This is a genomic window from Aestuariirhabdus haliotis (assembly GCF_023509475.1).
GTDB lineage: Bacteria > Pseudomonadota > Gammaproteobacteria > Pseudomonadales > Aestuariirhabdaceae > Aestuariirhabdus > Aestuariirhabdus haliotis.
Map to the genome: position 1 here is coordinate 15842 of NZ_JAKSDZ010000036.1, position 17555 is coordinate 33396.

Genomic DNA, 17555 nt, shown 5'->3' on the forward strand with positions numbered 1-17555 from the left:
TTTATATGTTGCAAAATTACGTATATTTCTTGCATTAGAAAGCTGCTAGCGTTCAATATAATGTTAGCCAATGCTGCACAGAGGTCACCGACAAGGCAATGAACATCACCATAGAGTCCGTCACCCGGCGCATTGTCGAGCGCAGTCGCGCCAGCCGGTCAGCTTACCTGTCCCGTATGGAGCAGGCGCGCTCCGACCAGCCCCATCGAGGCCAACTGTCCTGCGGCAATCTCGCGCACGGCATTGCCGCCTGCGGGCAGCAGGACAAGTCCGAGCTCAAGCTGATGAACCGGGCCAACATCGGTATCGTTTCCGCCTACAACGATATGCTTTCTGCCCACCAGCCCTTGCAGCAATACCCGGCGCTGATCAAAGAAGCCGTACAAGGCATGGGATCGGTCGCCCAGTTCGCCGGCGGCGTGCCCGCGATGTGCGATGGTGTCACCCAGGGTCAACCCGGCATGGAACTCAGCCTGTTCAGCCGTGACACCATCGCCATGGCTACGGCTGTTGCGCTGTCCCATAACATGTTCGATGGCGTGCTCTGTCTGGGGGTGTGCGACAAGATTGTTCCGGGATTATTAATTGGTGCGCTCAGTTTCGGTCATCTGCCCTGCATCTTTGTCCCCGCCGGTCCCATGATCTCCGGCCTGCCCAACCCGGAAAAAGCGCGTATTCGCCAGCTCTATGCCGAGGGCAAGGTAGACCGCAATGCCTTGCTGGAATGCGAATCCCAGTCGTATCATGGCCCTGGCACCTGTACCTTTTATGGTACCGCCAACAGCAACCAGATGCTGATGGAAGCCATGGGATTGCATCTTCCCGGTGCCTCCTTCGTCAATCCCAACACCCCCCTGCGCGATGCGTTGACCCGGGCCGCCGCCGAGCAGGTATGTCGCATTACCGAACAGGGCGACTACCGCCCCCTCGGCCGCATCATCGATGAGAGAGCTATCGTCAATGGCATCGTCACCCTGCTGGCGACCGGCGGCTCGACCAACCACACCATGCATCTGGTGGCGATTGCCCGCGCCGCCGGCGTACTGATCAACTGGGATGATTTCTCCGAACTGTCCGCCGTAGTCCCCACCCTGACCCGGATTTACCCCAATGGCAGCGCCGACATCAACCATTTCCACGCCGCTGGCGGCATGGCTCTGCTGTTTCACCAGCTGCTCAACCAGGGCATGTTGCACGATGATGTGCTAACAATCGCCGGCAAAGGCTTAACCCAATATACGCGGGAGCCCTTCCTGAATGGCCATAACCTGGTCTGGCGCGACGGCCCGACAGTCTCAATGGATACCCAGGTGATCGCCAAGCCGGAACAGCCTTTTGCCGCCAATGGCGGACTGAAAGTACTGCAGGGCAACCTGGGCAGGAGCGTGATCAAAACCTCCGCCGTGCAACCCAGGCATCTGGTGGTAGAAGCCCCTGCGGTGATTATCCACGACCAGGCGGAGCTGGAGCCCATGTTTCAACGCGGCGAACTGGACAAGGATTGCGTGGTGATCGCCCGTTTTCAGGGTCCACAGGCCAACGGCATGCCCGAGCTGCACAAATTGACGCCCTTTCTCGGTGTCATACAGGACCGCGGCTTCAAGGTCGCCCTGGTGACCGATGGTCGTATGTCGGGCGCCTCCGGCAAGGTACCCGCCGCCATCCATGTCACGCCCGAAGCCTGCACAGGGGGGACGATGGCGCGAATTCAGGACGGTGACAAAATTCGCCTGGACGCTCTCAAGGGCGAGCTGGAGGTGCTGGTCAGCGCCGCAGAACTGGCGGCCCGCCCCCTCGCAACCGCCGATCTCTCCAGCAACCAGTTTGGCATGGGCCGAGAGTTGTTTGCAGGCATGCGGCAACAGGTAGGCAGCGCGGAACAGGGGGCCAGCGTACTCTTTCAGGCCGATGCTACTACCGCGACAAAGTGACCCTACCCATCCTATGATGCTCACAACGAAGCTACCGCACAGGGCACAGCCATGAATTCAGATACGACGACGCACAACACACTGGTTGCCGACATAGGGGGCACCAATGCACGCTTTGCCCTGACCGGACCCGGCCAGCACCAGCCTTCGGATATTCTGACTCTGGCCGTGGCCGATTACTCCAGCATCGAGTCGGCTATTCGCGATTACCTGCGCCAGATTAATTACCTGGGCAGTTTGCAACAGGCCTGCCTGGCGATTGCCTGCCCGGTCGCGCAGGATTACATCAGCATGACCAACAGCGGCTGGTCGTTTTCCAAAACCGAACTGGGCCGAGCGCTGAAGCTGGACCGGCTGGAGGTGATCAACGATTACGCCGCCCAGGCTTATGCCATTCCTCACCTGGACGACAGTGACCTGGTCAAGGTCGGTGCCGGGGAGAGCTTTATCGGCCAGCCCATCGCCCTGCTGGGTCCTGGCACCGGATTAGGCGTCGGCGGCCTGGTACCTTCTGCTTCAGGTGCCACGGCCATCATCACCGAAGGCGGGCATGTGGATTTCGCCCCGACCAACGCCCTTGAGATAGAAATTCTGAACTACCTCTGGCGACACCACAGCCATGTATCGGTAGAGCGCGTCCTGTCCGGCATGGGGCTCACCAACCTGCACCTTGCCCTGGCGAGCATTCGCGGCCAGCAGCAGGAAAGCCTGACACCCGACCAGATCAGCCATGCCGCACTGGAGCAGCAAGACCCTCTGTGTCTGGAGGTCCTGGAGTGCTTTTGCGCCATACTGGGCAGTGTCGCCGGCAATACCGCTTTAACACTTGGCGCCCAGGGCGGCGTCTATATTGCCGGGGGCATCATCCCCCGCATGGTCGAATTTTTTGCCAATAGCGAATTTCGCTCACGCTTCGAAGCCAAAGGTCGCTTTCGCAATTATCTGCACGCCACACCCACCTATGTGGTCACCGCCAGCCAACCGGGCTTGCTCGGTTCGGCCGCCGTACTGCGTCAGCCTATGGCCCTAAGCGGTCGCTAGATCTCATCGAACGATCACCCAACCATCCCCTAACCACCAGCCAAAACGAGACCCCACTATGAGCACCCAAGTTGAAGCCCTGATCAGTAGCGCCCCCGTGATGCCCGTGCTGGTTATCGATCACGTGGAAGACGCTGTCCCCCTGGCGCAGGCCCTGGTCGCCGGGGGGCTAACTATTCTGGAAGTGACCCTGCGTACCCCCAATGCCCTGGCCGCTATTCGCCGCATCAGCGCCGAGGTTGAAGGCGTCATGGTGGGCGCCGGTACGGTCACCAATTCCGATCAACTGGCCGCCGTGCAACAGGCCGGCGGGCAGTTTGCTATCAGTCCGGGAGCCACGCCCGAGCTGCTGCAATCAGGCATCGACAGCGAGTTACCCTATCTACCCGCTATCAGCACCGTATCGGAATTAATGCTGGCGATGGGCTACGGTTATCGTGCGTTCAAATTCTTCCCGGCCGAATCCAGCGGTGGCGCTGCGGCCCTGAAAGCGATCGCAGGCCCTTTTCCCGACATTCGGTTTTGCCCCACAGGCGGCATTGGCCTCGGCAATTTTCTCGACTATCTGTCCCTACCCAGTGTTGATTGCGTAGGCGGTTCCTGGGTCGCCCCGGCCAAACTGATCCGCGAACAAAACTGGAGCGCCATCACTCAACTGGCCGCAGAAGCCGTGCATCAGGCCAACCAACACAACATTTGAATCGACAGACCTGGCACAACGCCTATGGCGAATCGCCTACCCCCTTCGAGCAGGCGCCTCAGGCTTCACCGTCAACACCCGGCCTTGCTCGCTACTGCGCTGGGCCAGTTCGAGGATGCGCATAACGGTTAAGGCCTGCTCGGCGGGCACCGGATTCTTGCCACCATCGCGTAGCGCCGAGGCGATCTGTCGAAAATAGTTCTGGTAGCCGCCACAGGTGGTAGCGATAACCTGAGCCTTTCCGTCAGCGCCATAGAACGCACCAAAACTCTCGGCGCTTTCCTGCCCCCAATCTTCAGATACCGGTTTGGTACCTGCGATCAAGCGTTGCTCCTGGGGGTCCAGACCCTGCTTGCGGTACTCACCCAGGCTGCCCTGCAACTGAAAACGCAGATTAGGCCCGGCGCAGTAGGGGCTACTTTGCAGCAGCACTTCCAGACGATCGTAATACAGCTGCACCTGAAAAAAGTCGACGACTTGGGAGCCTTCGCGCAGGGCCCGGCAGCGACCGCTGACCTGCCTGGGCAACCCGAACAATTGCAGCGCCTGATCGACCAGATGCGGGCCCAGATCAAACCAGATGCCAGCGCCCTTTCCGGGCTGCTCCCGCCATCGCTCTCTCACCTGGGGACGGAAGCGATCAAAGCGCGATTCGAAACGACGCACCTCTCCCAACCTGCCCTCCCTCAGCAGCGCCTGCAACGTCAGGAAGTCACCATCCCAGCGGCGGTTGTGGTACACCGACAAAAGCCGTTTCTGCTCCTCGGCCAAGGCTACCAGGTGCTCGCCTTCCTCAACCGTACAGACAAAAGGCTTTTCCAGAATCACATGCTTCCCCTGCTCCAAAGCCAGGCGTGCCAACGGAAAATGGTATTTGTTAGGCGCCGTAATAATGACCAGCTCAGCGTCGCATTGTCGAATCATCTGCTCTGCGCATGGATACCAGGCCACACCAGGATGCTTGGCTTGTACACGTCCGCATTGTCGGCTACTGATCGCGCTTAGCTCGAAACTGTTCAATACTGTGATAAATGGCAGGTGAAAGGTGGTGGCGGAGAATCCGTAACCTACCAGAGCGGTCGTTATAGGATCCATGGGAGCACCTGTAGCAGCTATTGGGCGTTATAAAATTACATTTTTAATTGCCAGACGCAAGATTCTGACCGCCGGGGAGCCGCCCCTAAAAGCGCACAAAAAGCTTTACCAACAGCTGATATAAAGGATTTATCCAATCTACCCAGTCGCTGACCGCCCAACAAAAACCCTGACCCATCGCGAGCAAGAAGAGGGCCGGACACCGCAAAATGTAGCTTAATTACATAAACAACCCGGAATGTTCGCTTCTTTTCTGCAATTTTCTTCGCTAACATGTTGCTAACTTACATATCACCCTGACACATTCTGACCTGACTTTAAGGAACTCCCAGCATGCAGCCCAACCTTCAGGACCAGTCTTGCGACCTTATGCTCTTTGGCGCCCAGGGCGATCTGTCCATGCGCAAACTGTTTCCTGCCCTGTATTACCTGTTCAAAGCCGGGCTACTGCATACCGATTCCCGCCTGGTGGGTGTGGCTCGAGGCGACGATAGCCAGGAAGCCTTTATCGAATCGGTCAAACAGACCCTGATCCGCTTTGTTCCCGAGGAAGATTTCGAGCTGAGCCTGTGGCAGGGTTTTTCCCGGCACCTGCATTACCTGAAAGTCGACTTTTCCCAGCCAGCAGACTTCTCCCGCATCGCCGATTTTGTCGATCAATCCAACCGCATTATGGTCAATTACCTGGCCACCTCGCCCAGCTTCTATGGCGATATCTGCAAGCACCTTTCCGAGGCCAATGCCCTGGCGCCCAGCGCTCGTATTATTCTGGAAAAACCGATCGGGCACGACCTCGAAAGCTCCATCGAAATCAACAATATCGTCAGCCAGTACTTCAGCGAAGACCGCATCTATCGCATCGACCATTACCTGGGTAAAGAAACCGTGCAGAACCTGCTGGTGCTGCGCTTTGCCAATCATCTGATCGGCTCCCAATGGAATCTGAATTTTATCGACCATGTGCAAATTACCGTGGCCGAAACCGTTGGTATCGAAGGCCGCTGGGGCTACTACGACCAGGTTGGCCAGATGCGCGATATGGTCCAAAGTCACTTGCTACAGCTGTTGTGTCTGGTCGCGATGGACCCACCCAACCAATTGTCGGCCGACGGTATTCGGGATGAAAAACTCAAGGTTTTGCGAGCCCTTCGTCCACTGGCGCCAGAGCAAATCGCCAAACAGGCGGTGCGCGGACAATACAGCGCTGGTGCCCTCAACGGCCAAACCTGTCCCGGATACGATGAGGAAGAGGGCAGCCAGGGCAAGAGCAACACCGAAACCTTCGTCGCCCTGCGGGCCAATATAGACAACTGGCGCTGGGCAGGCGTGCCCTTCTATTTGCGAACCGGCAAGCGCATGCCAACCAAAATGACCGAGATAGTGATCTACTACAAAAACCAGCCACACTACATCTTCGACCCCAAACAGAAAGAGGTGGTTAATAATAAACTGATCATTCGCCTGCAGCCCGACGAGAGCATTCAACTGCAGGTTGTAACCAAGGAACCCAGCCTGGAGAACGGTATTTCTCTGCAGGCGCAGGAACTGAACCTCGATTTTTCCGATCACAGCAAGAACCGCCGCATCCCCAGCGCTTACGAACGTTTGTTGCTCGAAGCCATGCGGGGCAACCAGTCGCTGTTTGTTCGTCGGGACGAGATCGAGGCCTCCTGGGCCTGGTGCGACACCTTGATTCAGGCCTGGTCAGAGTGCCACGACAGTGTCCGCAGCTATTCCGCCGGCACCTGGGGGCCCATTGGCTCCATCGCCCTGATCGAACGTGATGGTCGCTCATGGCACGAATAATCTGTTAATCCTGCTAAAAAAACAGCGACGACCGGCCTACGACCACAACCAAGGAAACAGGATGACTGAGCCATTCACGACCCATTGCGACATAACCCGCTTCGAAAACCGGCCCGCGCTGGATCAACAACTCAGCGATGAGATTGCCCAGCGCCTGCGCAGCCGTTTACAAAAAAGTGAATATGCATCACTGGCGGTTTCCGGCGGACGCACCCCTATTGGCCTGTTCGAAGCCTTATCCCAGCAGGTACTGGACTGGTCACGGGTGATTATCACCCTGGTTGATGAGCGCTGGGTGGAACCTGATGCTGCTGATAGCAACGAGCGCCTGGTACGCAATCACCTTTTGCAAAACCAGGCCAGCCAGGCCCGCTTTATCGGACTGAAAACCCCAGCCGCCTCTGCCGAGACCGGTCAGGCCGAATGCCAGCATCGATTGTCACAATTACCAGCCCGGATGGATGTTGCCGTTCTGGGTATGGGCGAAGATGGGCATACTGCCTCCTTTTTCCCCGGCGCACAGACGTTACGTCAGGCACTTGATCTTGAATCGGGTATGGACTGCCTGTCCCTGACACCCCCGGCCGCACCCCATGACCGAATGACATTGAGTCTGTCCAGGGTGCTGCGCTGCGATCAGCTTTACCTGCATCTGTGCGGTGACGCCAAACTCCCGGTACTGGCCCAGGCCCAGCAAGCCGGGCCCACAGCCGAGATGCCGGTGCGAGCCCTTTTGCGTCAAAACCGCGCCCCACTGGCCATCTACTGGGCACCCTGATTCGAACAAAGAAGCCGGGCATCATGGATGACGAGTGGCCTTACAACTTGCTAGTCTGGACAGTCCTGGCCACCATCGGCCAACCTCTATCTTTGGTGTTCTCGCCCCGGAGTTGACATGGCAGCCTTGCAGCAGAAAAAACGCATTCTGGTCGTCGATGATGACCGTGAGATTCGGGAACTGCTGGAAACCTATTTGAATCAAAACGGTTACCTGGCCAGCACATTGGAAGATGGCAGTCGTTTGATGGAACAACTGCAGACGGGGCCCACTGTCGATCTGGTCGTACTCGACCTGATGATGCCCGGTGACGATGGCTTCAGTCTCTGCCGCCAGATCAGGGCCGAATCCCAGACGCCGATCATTATGCTCACCGCCTCCGCCGAAGATACCGATCGTATTATCGGTCTGGAGATGGGTGCCGACGACTACGTTGCCAAACCTTTTAATCCAAGAGAATTATTAGCCCGCATCAAAGCCGTGCTGAGGCGCAGCCATGCCCTGATCGGTACCGCCAATAAAGGACGATTTTTCCGCTTTGGCAACTGGCGTCTGGACACCATTCAGCGCGACCTGATTGATGCCGACAATGTGGTCATTCCCCTGAGCGGTGCAGATTACAACCTGCTGTTGCTGTTTCTGGAAAACCCCAACCAGGTACTCAGCAGGGAGCAGTTATTGGTCGCAACCCGGGGCCGGGAAGCCAACCCTTTCGATCGCAGCATCGATGTTCAACTCAGTCGCTTGCGCCAACGACTCAGCGAAGATGCAAAAGATCCTCATATTATTAAAACAGTACGAGGCGCCGGCTATGTGCTTGCGGCCGAGGTGGAGCGCGAGGCGTGAAACGGCTTCGACAATTGATTCCCCGCTCATTGATCGGGCGCATGCTGACCGTGATGGTGCTGGGAGTGCTACTGGCACAGGTGGTCAGTTATACCGTCTGGGTGCAGCAGATAGACACCGACAAGGAGCAGGTGGCCGAGCGTATGGCGCAGGAGCTGGCACAAAGTGTCGCCTCTACCGTGACCTTTTTTAAAGCTCTGCCCAGCGACTACCGTCATATTGTGTTATCCCAATTGCGCAATATGGGGGGGACTCGGTTCTTCGTTTCTCTGAACAAGGAGCTGATCCAGGTCGAGGATATCGAAGCCTCCGAACTCAAAACCATTGTTCTCAATACCTTTGAGCGGGGACTGCGCAAACGCCTCGGCAACGAGGTTGATATCCGACTCAGCTTTTCCCATCCCGACACGCTGCGCGTCTATAACAATCAGACACGGCTGCTGGATTTACCGCCGCGCTGGTCGCAACAAAGTCTGATCTACGATTTGCAATCACCGCCTATTCTGGTGGCCCAGATCGATATGGGTGAAGGGGAATGGTTTTATCTGGCCGCGCTGTTACCCAAACCCGATCTGCTTCTCAAAACCGAGTACTTACCGACCGAACGTTTGCTGTTCTTGAGTTTTCTCCTGATTATTCTGCTGATCATTGGCGCTATTATCGTACGCTGGCTGACCCGCCCGCTGGCCCAATTGGCAACCGCCGCCGAACGCCTGGGTAAGGAAATTGACTCACAACCCCTGACCGAACAAGGCCCGCTCGAAGTTCAGGCCAGCGCCCGCGCATTTAATCGAATGCAGCAACGCATCCAGCGCTTTATCGAAGACCGCGAGCGTTTGTTTTCGGCAATCTCCCACGATCTGAAAACCCCCATCACCCGGTTGCGTCTTCGCGCCGAAATGCTCAATAAAGAGCACAACCGTGACAAATTCCGCCAGGATCTGGAAGAGTTGGAACGTATGGTCGCGGGTGCACTGGAATGCGCGCGGGGCACCGATCTGCATGAAAAAGTTCAGGCGATCGATATCATGGCCCTGCTCGAATCCCTGCAGGATGATGCCACCGTACTGGGTCATTCAGTTGCCATCAAGGGCACCGCCAACAGCACCTTTCCCGGTCGTCCGATGGCGCTCAAACGCTGCCTGTCCAATTTGCTGGATAACGCCCTGTTTTATGGTCGGGAGGCCGAAATCGAGGTCAACGACAGTGCCGAGCAACTGCAAATAGCCGTTCGCGATCGTGGCCCTGGCATTCCTGATGCCTCCATCAACAAGGTATTCGATCCCTATTTCCGGCTGGAAACCTCACGCAGTCGCAATACCGGTGGCACCGGGCTGGGGCTCGGCATCGCTCGGAATATCGCTCATGGTCATGGCGGTGAATTAGAACTGAAAAATCGGGTAAGCGGAGGCCTGGAAGTGTTGCTATCACTGCCTCGCAACTGAGTCAGAACGCCACCGACTTTGCCTGTCTTCCAGCGGCCAGGCTGCAATACTTTGTTACACTTTCTTGCGTTGCCTAACTCCCAGCCCGAATCCCCCGTGCTTTAATGCCTCTATTGCCTTGGCCCGACGCCAAATAAACGTTCAGCCACTTAATAAAAACAAACGAAAGGTGACCCTCGATGACGCTCAATTTTGCTAAAAAATCTCTGTTAGGAGCCGCACTGTCCGGCTTGGTTAGCCTCAGCGCCCAGGCGGGTACCGTTGAAGTTCTGCACTACTGGACCTCGGGCGGCGAAGCCAAATCTGCCGCGGTACTGAAACAACTGCTTGAGCAAGAGGGGCACCAGTGGAAAGACTTTGCCGTCGCTGGCGGCGGTGGAGAAAGTGCCATGACCGTACTTAAATCCCGCGCCGTCTCTGGCAACCCTCCGGGTGCCGCGCAGATCAAAGGCCTGGATATTCAGGAATGGGCCGACCTTGGCTTTTTGACCGAGCTGGATGCCGTAGCCGATAAAGCCGGCTGGGATTCAATGCTCCCCGGAGTAGTCAGCGATGTGATGAAATACGAAGGCCATTATGTCGCCGTACCGGTCAATGTCCACCGGGTTAACTGGCTATGGGCCAACCCTGAAATCTTTACCAAAGCCGGGGTTTCCGTACCGAGCACCTGGGATGAATTTTTTGTCGCTGCGGACAAAATCAAAGCGGCGGGTTACACCCCGTTGGCCCACGGCGGCCAGGCCTGGCAGGACGCCACCGTCTTTGAAGCCGTGGCTTTGGGGGTCGGCGGCGCCGAGTTTTACCGAAAAGCCTTTGTCGAGCATGACCAGACAACTCTCACCAGCCCCACTATGGTCAAGGTGTTCGAAACCTTTAAACGACTGCGCGCCTACATCGATAAGGACGCCGCCGGTCGTGACTGGAATATTGCCACCGCCATGGTCATCAACGATAAAGCCGCCATGCAGATTATGGGGGATTGGGCCAAGGGGGAATTTGCTGCCGCCGGTCAGGTACCTGGCAAAGATTATATCTGTGTCGCCGCCCCTGGCACGCAAAAGGGTTTCACCTTTAATGTCGACAGCTTCGCCATGTTCGAAGTAAAGGATGACGGCGACAAGCAGGCGCAAGCCGATCTGGCCCGTTTGATTCTGGAGCCCGAATTTCAGGAAACCTTTAATCTCAACAAGGGATCGATTCCGGTGCGAACCGGCCTACCCCGTGACAAGTTCGACAGCTGCGCTCACACCTCCATGGATGACTTTGTTGCTACGGCCAAATCCGGCGGTTTGGTGCCCAGCATGGCCCACGGCATGTCGACCACTTCCGCGGTTCAGGGCGTGATCTACGACGTGGTCACCAATTACTTCAACAGCGATTCCCTGAGCGCCGAACAAGCCACCGAACGGTTGGCCAAAGCGGTAAAAGCCGCGATCTAAATCGCCAAGACCGTTCTGCCCGGCTCGAGGAATGGGACAAGCCCACTCGAGCCTGATTGACGAGTATTCGTTAATGGCCATCCTGCAGAGGTGATGGTCATTCATTCCCAAGCATTAATGAGCCGACGCCCATGAGCACTCATTCGGGTCACACCCTACCCCGCTCGAATCCGCTGGATCTTTTACAACGCTGGATTCCAAAGCTGGTCCTGGGTCCCACCATTATTACGACGCTGCTGTTTATCTATGGCTATGTGATCTGGACCGGCGTCTTGTCGTTAACCAAATCCCGGTTTTTGCCCCGGTACGACTTTGTTCGTTTTTTGCAGTATGAAAAGCTGATGGACAATGATCGCTGGCTGGTTGCCTCCTACAACATTCTTATTTTTGGTGGCCTTTTTATCCTTATCTGCCTGGCCGTCGGCGTTATTATGGCCATTCTGCTGGATCAGAAAATTCGTGCCGAAGGCTCGATTCGCACCGTCTTTTTATACCCCATGGCATTGTCCTTTATCGTCACCGGTACCGCCTGGAAATGGATACTCAATCCCGGTCTGGGGTTGGAAAAAATGGTTCAGGATCTGGGCTTTACCGACTTTCAATTTGACTGGTTGGTTGATCCCAATATGGCGATCTATACCCTGGTGATCGCCGCCGTCTGGCAATCTTCCGGTTTTGTGATGGCGCTGTTTCTGGCAGGACTGCGGGGCGTCGACAGCTCCATTGTCAAAGCAGCGCAACTCGATGGCGCCAGTATGCCCACCATCTATCGACGTATTATTTTGCCCCATCTGCGGCCGGTTTTTTTCAGCGCGTTTATTATTCTGTCGCATATCGCCATCAAGAGTTTCGATCTGGTCATGGCGTTAACCGGCGGCGGACCCGGCTATTCCACCGATCTGCCCGCCACCTTTATGTACGTCACCTCGTTCAGTCGCGGCCAGATTGGCCTGGGCTCCGCCAGCGCCATGATGATGCTGGGCGCGGTACTGGCGATACTGATTCCCTACCTCTATTCCGAACTGCGAGGTAAACAACATGACTAGTTCACCCCGCATGGCACCCACCCCATCAACATCGGCAAAGACCTCTTTGTTTAGCACCGCCGGATTTGCCCGCCTGGCGCTGTACGCCATTTTACTCCTGGCGGTTCTGTTTTATCTGATGCCGCTGATCGTTATGATCTTTACGTCCCTGAAAAGCATGGACGATATCCGCGCCGGCAACCTGCTCTCTGTGCCTGAGGTGTTTCTGTTTGACGCCTGGATCAAGGCCTGGTCAGGTGCCTGTACCGGTGTTAGCTGCGAAGGCGTTGGCACTTACTTCTGGAACTCATTCCAGATCACTCTGCCAGCGGTGTTGATCTCGACCCTGCTCGGTGCGCTTAACGGTTACGTGCTGACCCAATGGAAATTTCGTGGCAGCGATCTGTTTTTTGGCATGATGCTGTTCGGATGCTTTATTCCATTTCAGGTGGTGATTTTGCCCATGGCGCAAACTCTGGGCTGGCTGGGACTGGCCAATACCACCACCGGCCTGGTATTTGTCCACATTGTCTATGGCATGGCCTTTACCACATTATTTTTCAGAAATTTTTATGTTGCCGTACCCACCGAACTGGTCAGTGCGGCCAAGATTGATGGCGCCGGTTTTTTCACCATTTTCTGGCGTATTATTCTGCCGCTTTCCACCCCCATTTTTGTCGTTTGCATCATCTGGCAGTTTACCCAGGTATGGAATGACTTTTTATTTGGCGTGGTATTTTCCGGTGGCGATACTCAACCCATCACCGTCGCCTTGAATAATCTGGTCAACAGCTCTACCGGTGTAAAGGAATACAACGTCGATATGGCCGCAGCCATGATCGCCGCGCTGCCCACGTTGCTGGTCTATGTGCTGGCCGGAAAATACTTTGTGCGCGGCCTGACCGCCGGTGCGGTCAAAGGCTAGGCGACCAGAATTCGCAGGTTGTTTTCATTTTATTGCTCACAATTTTTTGTTTTATGCCGGCCAAGGCCTGAAACCAACACAAGAATAAGGCATACCCTATGGCAACGCTGAAAATAGATAACGTCACCAAATCCTTTGGCTCTGTGGATGTACTCAAGGGCATTAACCTGAGCATCGACAGTGGCGAGTTTTTGATTCTGGTGGGCCCGTCCGGTTGTGGCAAATCCACCCTGATGAACAGCATCGCCGGATTGGAAGAAGTCAGTTCGGGTGCCATTCACATTGGCGACACCAACGTTACCGGCCTCGCCCCCAAGGATCGTGACATTGCCATGGTGTTTCAATCCTACGCGCTCTACCCCAGCATGACCGTACGCGGCAATATCGCCTTTGCCCTGGAGATTCGCAAGGTACCCAAAGCCCAACGCGAACAGGAAGTGCAACGGGTGGCCGAGCTGTTGCAGATCAGTCACCTGCTGGATCGTAAACCCTCACAGCTCTCCGGCGGTCAGCGCCAGCGAGTGGCCATGGGCCGGGCGCTCGCCCGTCATCCCAAAGTCTATCTGTTTGATGAACCGCTCTCCAACCTGGACGCCAAATTACGGGTCGAGATGCGCACCGAAATCAAAAAGCTGCACCAACGCCTCAACACCACCATTGTCTATGTCACCCACGATCAGATAGAAGCCATGACATTGGCCGACCGCATCGCGGTGATGAAAGATGGCATCGTGCAACAGTTTGATACCCCGCAGGAGATCTACGACAACCCGGCGAATATGTTCGTCGCCGGTTTTATGGGATCCCCGGCGATGAACTTTTTACGCTGCACGCTCTGTTGCAACAACGGTCATTATTCGGTGTTGGTCACCACAAGCGATGGCACTCAGTATCAGTGGCCATTACAGCACGCCGCTGATGATCTGGATGACTGGATCGAGAAAGAGGTCATTCTCGGCATTCGGCCCGAACAGATCACCCACTTAATTCCCCACAAAGAAACCCTGGACAGCGTCACTCACTTCACCGCCGCCGTGGATGTCGCCGAACCCACCGGGCCCGACACCCTGGTATTGATCAGCCTTAACGATCAGGAGGTGGGTTGCCGGGTTGAACCCAAAGAACAACAGCCGGTGGGTAACGGCATGCGCTTTATGGTCGATATGTCGAATGCAGTGTTGTTTAATCCGGATACGGAGGAGCGGATTTTGTGATTGGTTAAAACGATATTGATTTGAACCTTACATCAACTTTGGGTTCAAGCCTTACATTTGGCATATCAGATCTATCTACCGATCCGGTGAGAACTTCAAGCCTGACTCTCAACCCTCTCTCAGCTGACATTAGTAAGCCAAAATACCATAGCGGCAATTGAAACCCAGAGAACTAACATCGAATACTTTTCTTTATCAGGTTTGATCCTGCTGTAAGAGGGTAGATTGCCCTCGTTGTCTTTCTTGATTTTATTAAAATCAAAAGCCGAAGAACCAAGTACGCTGCCTTGGTGTATCACCACTTCTCTGGCTCCTGCACCTAATGCCATCTCTGTAAACGCTTTATTTTCGATCATGGTAATACCCCCATCGGTTTTTTCCATGGGGTGAATAACGACTTTTGGAGATGGTGAAAACGCTTTTCTGCCCAGCAGTTCTTTAAAGGCATGTTGAAAAAATTTTTCAGCAAGAATGAAATCACTGACCAATCCACGAGGATGAGAAAAAGGATTGATAGCCTCATTTCCATCAGACCTCATTAACTTGGCTTTATTACCTACTGCTGAGATGATTTCTTGACCCTTTTTATTCTTTTGGATAGATACCAAAGGCACTTCATCATATACCTCACCCGTTTGAATGTCGGTAACCTTAATCCGTTTCTCCCAAATCTGAACATAAAGAATGGAATCCATATTTCCAACAAAACTTTTAACCATTACAAGCTCTTCTCTTAGTCATTCAATAAGCAGCATCGGCGCTTATGCTTTAAACCAGTTCCTTTTTATCACTGGCTTTGTTTTTGAAGTTCTCTACCTGAAAGGTACTAGATATTTAAGTCCAGATACTTATGTCAAACGTAAGGCCTGACCCTCAATATTTTTGCGCCCTTTTTAGTAATTTTTTAGCTGTAACTTTTACGCAGACTATTCATTTCTTTTTTTAACTGAATCTTGAATTTTTCAGTTATTTCCAGAATCCTGGGAATATCGTTCATTTTAGCTGTTGGGTTTTCAAAAGTACCATCCCCTAATGATAAGCATTCGTCAATCATACTCTGTAGTTCGGAACTAAGTAGATGTTGGTGAGCAACAAATTTTTGATAATTAGATTTATCCATAAAAAATGTTGGTAACGTTTGATTAGCAGACACTATTACCGTATACATGGGGCCATAAAGTGCTGAAAGTTTCTTATCAATTAAAGCTTTCTTTTCCTTCTTAGATTCTCTGAACTCATAAAGGATAAAGTCTTTAAGCACCATAATTAAAATGGCAGTTATAGCACCAACTAATGCAGGAATAACTACTTTCCCTGAATCTGTTGATAAATATGATGTTAATGATTCAAGCATTCGAACCTCCATTTACATAACGCCCATAGCAGGCGCATTTATGTAGGTGATTGTTTTTAATGCCAGCGTAGCGCCCGGCATAAAAACGAGCACTGGAATAAATGTCGACCTGGCTATGTTTGTTAAGTATTGATGCTTCGGATGTATTCTTCATATATGCCATCGTCAACCTCAACGCCTCTATTACCACCATACAAGCGATCATTTTGATCTTTTCTTGGGCCCGATATCCAATAGTGATCGCCGGATTCAACCTCAAAGTAGTTGGCCTTGAAGCCGCTACCTTTTAGGCTTTGAAATTTCTGACCGCGATAATACAGAGTTTTCCCTGATTTTGAGAAATACACTCTTCCAATTCGAGCTTCCCCTTCTAACCCCGCCGATTTATCTTCGACATACATAATTTTAGAACGAGATAGTTTGAATTCCGACGGAAGCTCTTCTCCGTCAAAATCGCGCTCCTCTTGTTTTCCTTGATGCCTGCTCATATTTACACATAACGCCCATAGCAGGCGCATTTATGTAGGTGATTGTTTTTAATGCCAGCGTAGCGCCCGGCATAAAAACGAGCACCGGAATAAATGTCGACCTGGCTATGCTTGTTATGTGATTTCACTCAGCAGCCCTACCTGATAAAACTGGATTGTTACCTTGAGATATATGTTTTGCTACTTCAAGGCTAAACTGAAACCAGTATTCGCCCTTGTTTGGTGAAAAGTAGCTAAAGCAAAACTCGTGTTCATCGGCATCATAGCCGCCAACAAAACACCCTACCTGAAACATATCGTCGGATTCTATTTCGGCCCACTGAGACTCTCGAAGATCTTTTTTCTCGATCTCTTGGCAGATAGTTCTTAGTTCGGATGTTATCGGTATATCCATTTCTCGATTTCTACTTGCACATAACAGCTAATTATAAGGAAGAACGTCCCCTTTTCTTTTTTGGGGTCAATTTGAAGCTGCTACAGTTTAACGGACATTCTTAATCAGGGACAATAAGCCCCCTCAGGAGTGTTACATGACTAGTAAACGTAGACCTTATAAAACTTATCCCAAAGAGTTCAAATTGGAAGCTGTACGGATGATGGAGTCGTCCGATAAGCCGGCTGCTGATGTTGCTAGAGAACTTGGGCTCAGAAGGAATCAGCTATACAAATGGAAAGAGCAGTTAGAAAAGACTGGAGATGTTTCGTCTGGAAAGCGAGGAAGGCCTAAGAAATCAGAGCTGAGTGACACGGCAAAGCTGGAAGCAGAAGTCCGGCGTCTGAAAGAGGAGAATGAAATCCTAAAAAAGGCCGCGGTGTTCTTTGCCAAGGAACTGGATTGAAGTACCAGTTTATTCGCCGTCACTCAAAAGAACACCCTATTGTACGGCTTTGCGAGGTTCTGGAGGTCTCAACCAGTGGTTACTATGATTGGCTTGATAGGCCTGAAAGCAAGCGTAGTAAGGAAAATAAACGTCTTACGCAGCGCATTCGTTATCACCATGAAAAGTCTCACGGTATTTACGGATCACCAAAAATTCATCGTAATTTAATCGAGGAAGGCAACGAATGTAGCCGCCCTCGTGTAGCCAGGCTAATGAAACAAGCCAGTATACAATCTAAGTTGCGAAGAAAATTTATGGTAACAACGGATTCAAGAGCCACAACACAACCGGCCCCAGATAGGCTGAAGCGAAAATTTGAGGTTGATACACCAAATACAGCTTGGGTATCAGATACTACGTTTATTCCGACACGGGAAGGCTGGTTGTATCTGGCTGTTGTTTTGGAGCTTTATTCCCGGCAAGTGATTGGCTGGTCGATGAGCACCAAGAATGATACGGCTCTCGTAGAAGAAGCATTGACGATCAACCTTTAGGGTCAGGCCTAATAAGATGACTCGCCTCCCACCCTAAACTAGGCTGAAGGTGACGAAACCCAAGAGGCGAATCATCATGAATATTCAAACACT

At 53.3% G+C, this 17555-nt stretch carries 18 protein-coding genes; 13 read left to right on the forward strand and 5 right to left on the reverse strand.

Annotation, left to right across the window (positions count from 1 at the left end; all coding sequences use genetic code 11):
- Positions 1 to 98 precede the first annotated feature (98 nt).
- From edd to MIB40_RS15425, 3 genes are read left to right on the forward strand one after another with little or no spacing between them, the layout of a single operon-like run.
- Positions 99 to 1931: a phosphogluconate dehydratase gene (gene edd / locus MIB40_RS15415; protein ID WP_249696078.1), complete on the forward strand. Its 1833-nt coding sequence runs from the start codon at positions 99 to 101 to the stop codon at positions 1929 to 1931.
- A gap of 51 nt (positions 1932 to 1982) precedes the next feature.
- Positions 1983 to 2972: a glucokinase gene (locus tag MIB40_RS15420; protein ID WP_249696080.1), complete on the forward strand. Its 990-nt coding sequence runs from the start codon at positions 1983 to 1985 to the stop codon at positions 2970 to 2972.
- Between the two features lie 58 nt (positions 2973 to 3030).
- Positions 3031 to 3672: a bifunctional 4-hydroxy-2-oxoglutarate aldolase/2-dehydro-3-deoxy-phosphogluconate aldolase gene (locus MIB40_RS15425; protein ID WP_249696082.1), complete on the forward strand. Its 642-nt coding sequence runs from the start codon at positions 3031 to 3033 to the stop codon at positions 3670 to 3672.
- A gap of 36 nt (positions 3673 to 3708) precedes the next feature.
- Here the strand turns inward: MIB40_RS15425 and MIB40_RS15430 are convergent, their stop codons facing one another.
- Positions 3709 to 4767, reverse strand: a complete 1059-nt coding sequence (locus MIB40_RS15430) for an oxidoreductase (RefSeq protein ID WP_249696084.1) — start codon at positions 4765 to 4767, stop codon at positions 3709 to 3711.
- Between the two features lie 333 nt (positions 4768 to 5100).
- Between MIB40_RS15430 and zwf the strand changes: the two genes are divergently transcribed.
- The 8 genes from zwf (at position 5101) to MIB40_RS15470 (ending at position 14245) form a co-directional block, all read left to right on the forward strand.
- Positions 5101 to 6573, forward strand: a complete 1473-nt coding sequence (zwf, locus tag MIB40_RS15435; protein ID WP_249696086.1) for a glucose-6-phosphate dehydrogenase — start codon at positions 5101 to 5103, stop codon at positions 6571 to 6573.
- Between the two features lie 61 nt (positions 6574 to 6634).
- Positions 6635 to 7351, forward strand: coding sequence for a 6-phosphogluconolactonase (gene pgl / locus MIB40_RS15440; protein WP_249696088.1), 717 nt, complete (start codon positions 6635 to 6637; stop codon positions 7349 to 7351).
- A gap of 117 nt (positions 7352 to 7468) precedes the next feature.
- Positions 7469 to 8197 (forward strand): response regulator, encoded by a 729-nt coding sequence (locus tag MIB40_RS15445; RefSeq protein ID WP_249696090.1) that lies wholly within the window; start codon positions 7469 to 7471, stop codon positions 8195 to 8197.
- The gene (locus MIB40_RS15450) at positions 8194 to 9642 is read left to right on the forward strand and encodes an ATP-binding protein (protein ID WP_249696092.1); all 1449 of its coding nucleotides are present in this window, start codon (positions 8194 to 8196) and stop codon (positions 9640 to 9642) included. The genes MIB40_RS15445 and MIB40_RS15450 overlap by 4 nt, the downstream gene beginning before the upstream one ends.
- Before the next feature lie 179 nt (positions 9643 to 9821).
- A complete protein-coding gene (locus tag MIB40_RS15455) occupies positions 9822 to 11081 on the forward strand; it encodes an ABC transporter substrate-binding protein (RefSeq protein ID WP_249696093.1) in 1260 nt (419 codons plus the stop codon).
- Positions 11082 to 11212: 131 nt separating this feature from the next.
- Positions 11213 to 12127 carry a carbohydrate ABC transporter permease gene (locus MIB40_RS15460; RefSeq protein ID WP_249696095.1) on the forward strand — a complete coding sequence of 305 codons (915 nt, stop codon included), beginning with the start codon at positions 11213 to 11215 and terminating at the stop codon, positions 12125 to 12127.
- Between the two features lie 10 nt (positions 12128 to 12137).
- Complete coding sequence (locus tag MIB40_RS15465; RefSeq protein ID WP_406566470.1) at positions 12138 to 13031, forward strand: carbohydrate ABC transporter permease; 894 nt, start codon at positions 12138 to 12140, stop codon at positions 13029 to 13031.
- A 98-nt stretch (positions 13032 to 13129) separates the two neighbouring features.
- The gene (locus MIB40_RS15470; protein WP_249696097.1) at positions 13130 to 14245 is read left to right on the forward strand and encodes an ABC transporter ATP-binding protein; all 1116 of its coding nucleotides are present in this window, start codon (positions 13130 to 13132) and stop codon (positions 14243 to 14245) included.
- 119 nt (positions 14246 to 14364) lie between these two features.
- Here the strand turns inward: MIB40_RS15470 and MIB40_RS15475 are convergent, their stop codons facing one another.
- The 4 genes from MIB40_RS15475 to MIB40_RS15490 form a co-directional block, all read right to left on the reverse strand.
- A complete protein-coding gene (locus MIB40_RS15475; RefSeq protein ID WP_249696099.1) occupies positions 14365 to 14964 on the reverse strand; it encodes a rod shape-determining protein in 600 nt (199 codons plus the stop codon).
- Between the two features lie 185 nt (positions 14965 to 15149).
- Complete coding sequence (locus tag MIB40_RS15480; protein ID WP_249696102.1) at positions 15150 to 15599, reverse strand: hypothetical protein; 450 nt, start codon at positions 15597 to 15599, stop codon at positions 15150 to 15152.
- 122 nt (positions 15600 to 15721) lie between these two features.
- Positions 15722 to 16087: a 1-deoxy-D-xylulose-5-phosphate synthase gene (locus MIB40_RS15485; RefSeq protein WP_249696104.1), complete on the reverse strand. Its 366-nt coding sequence runs from the start codon at positions 16085 to 16087 to the stop codon at positions 15722 to 15724.
- A gap of 124 nt (positions 16088 to 16211) precedes the next feature.
- On the reverse strand, positions 16212 to 16481 hold the full coding sequence (locus tag MIB40_RS15490; protein ID WP_249696106.1) for a hypothetical protein: 270 nt from the start codon (positions 16479 to 16481) through the stop codon (positions 16212 to 16214).
- Positions 16482 to 16617: 136 nt separating this feature from the next.
- Between MIB40_RS15490 and MIB40_RS15495 the strand changes: the two genes are divergently transcribed.
- Positions 16618 to 16926: a transposase gene (locus tag MIB40_RS15495; protein WP_249696109.1), complete on the forward strand. Its 309-nt coding sequence runs from the start codon at positions 16618 to 16620 to the stop codon at positions 16924 to 16926.
- The gene (locus MIB40_RS15500; protein WP_249696111.1) at positions 16923 to 17462 is read left to right on the forward strand and encodes an IS3 family transposase; all 540 of its coding nucleotides are present in this window, start codon (positions 16923 to 16925) and stop codon (positions 17460 to 17462) included. Before MIB40_RS15495 ends, MIB40_RS15500 begins: the two co-directional genes overlap by 4 nt.
- The last annotated feature ends 93 nt before the right edge of the window (positions 17463 to 17555 follow it).

Excerpts from the sequence above, each read along its gene's own strand:
- edd (WP_249696078.1), top strand. The coding sequence starts at position 99 with ATGAACATCACCATAGAGTCCGTCACCCGGCGCATTGTCGAGCGCAGT.
- MIB40_RS15420 (WP_249696080.1), top strand. The coding sequence starts at position 1,983 with ATGAATTCAGATACGACGACGCACAACACACTGGTTGCCGACATAGGG.
- MIB40_RS15425 (WP_249696082.1), top strand. The coding sequence starts at position 3,031 with ATGAGCACCCAAGTTGAAGCCCTGATCAGTAGCGCCCCCGTGATGCCC.
- MIB40_RS15430 (WP_249696084.1), bottom strand. The coding sequence starts at position 4,767 with ATGGATCCTATAACGACCGCTCTGGTAGGTTACGGATTCTCCGCCACC.
- zwf (WP_249696086.1), top strand. The coding sequence starts at position 5,101 with ATGCAGCCCAACCTTCAGGACCAGTCTTGCGACCTTATGCTCTTTGGC.
- pgl (WP_249696088.1), top strand. The coding sequence starts at position 6,635 with ATGACTGAGCCATTCACGACCCATTGCGACATAACCCGCTTCGAAAAC.
- MIB40_RS15445 (WP_249696090.1), top strand. The coding sequence starts at position 7,469 with ATGGCAGCCTTGCAGCAGAAAAAACGCATTCTGGTCGTCGATGATGAC.
- MIB40_RS15455 (WP_249696093.1), top strand. The coding sequence starts at position 9,822 with ATGACGCTCAATTTTGCTAAAAAATCTCTGTTAGGAGCCGCACTGTCC.
- MIB40_RS15460 (WP_249696095.1), top strand. The coding sequence starts at position 11,213 with ATGAGCACTCATTCGGGTCACACCCTACCCCGCTCGAATCCGCTGGAT.
- MIB40_RS15465 (WP_406566470.1), top strand. The coding sequence starts at position 12,138 with ATGGCACCCACCCCATCAACATCGGCAAAGACCTCTTTGTTTAGCACC.
- MIB40_RS15470 (WP_249696097.1), top strand. The coding sequence starts at position 13,130 with ATGGCAACGCTGAAAATAGATAACGTCACCAAATCCTTTGGCTCTGTG.
- MIB40_RS15475 (WP_249696099.1), bottom strand. The coding sequence starts at position 14,964 with ATGGTTAAAAGTTTTGTTGGAAATATGGATTCCATTCTTTATGTTCAG.
- MIB40_RS15480 (WP_249696102.1), bottom strand. The coding sequence starts at position 15,599 with ATGCTTGAATCATTAACATCATATTTATCAACAGATTCAGGGAAAGTA.
- MIB40_RS15485 (WP_249696104.1), bottom strand. The coding sequence starts at position 16,087 with ATGAGCAGGCATCAAGGAAAACAAGAGGAGCGCGATTTTGACGGAGAA.
- MIB40_RS15490 (WP_249696106.1), bottom strand. The coding sequence starts at position 16,481 with ATGGATATACCGATAACATCCGAACTAAGAACTATCTGCCAAGAGATC.
- MIB40_RS15495 (WP_249696109.1), top strand. The coding sequence starts at position 16,618 with ATGACTAGTAAACGTAGACCTTATAAAACTTATCCCAAAGAGTTCAAA.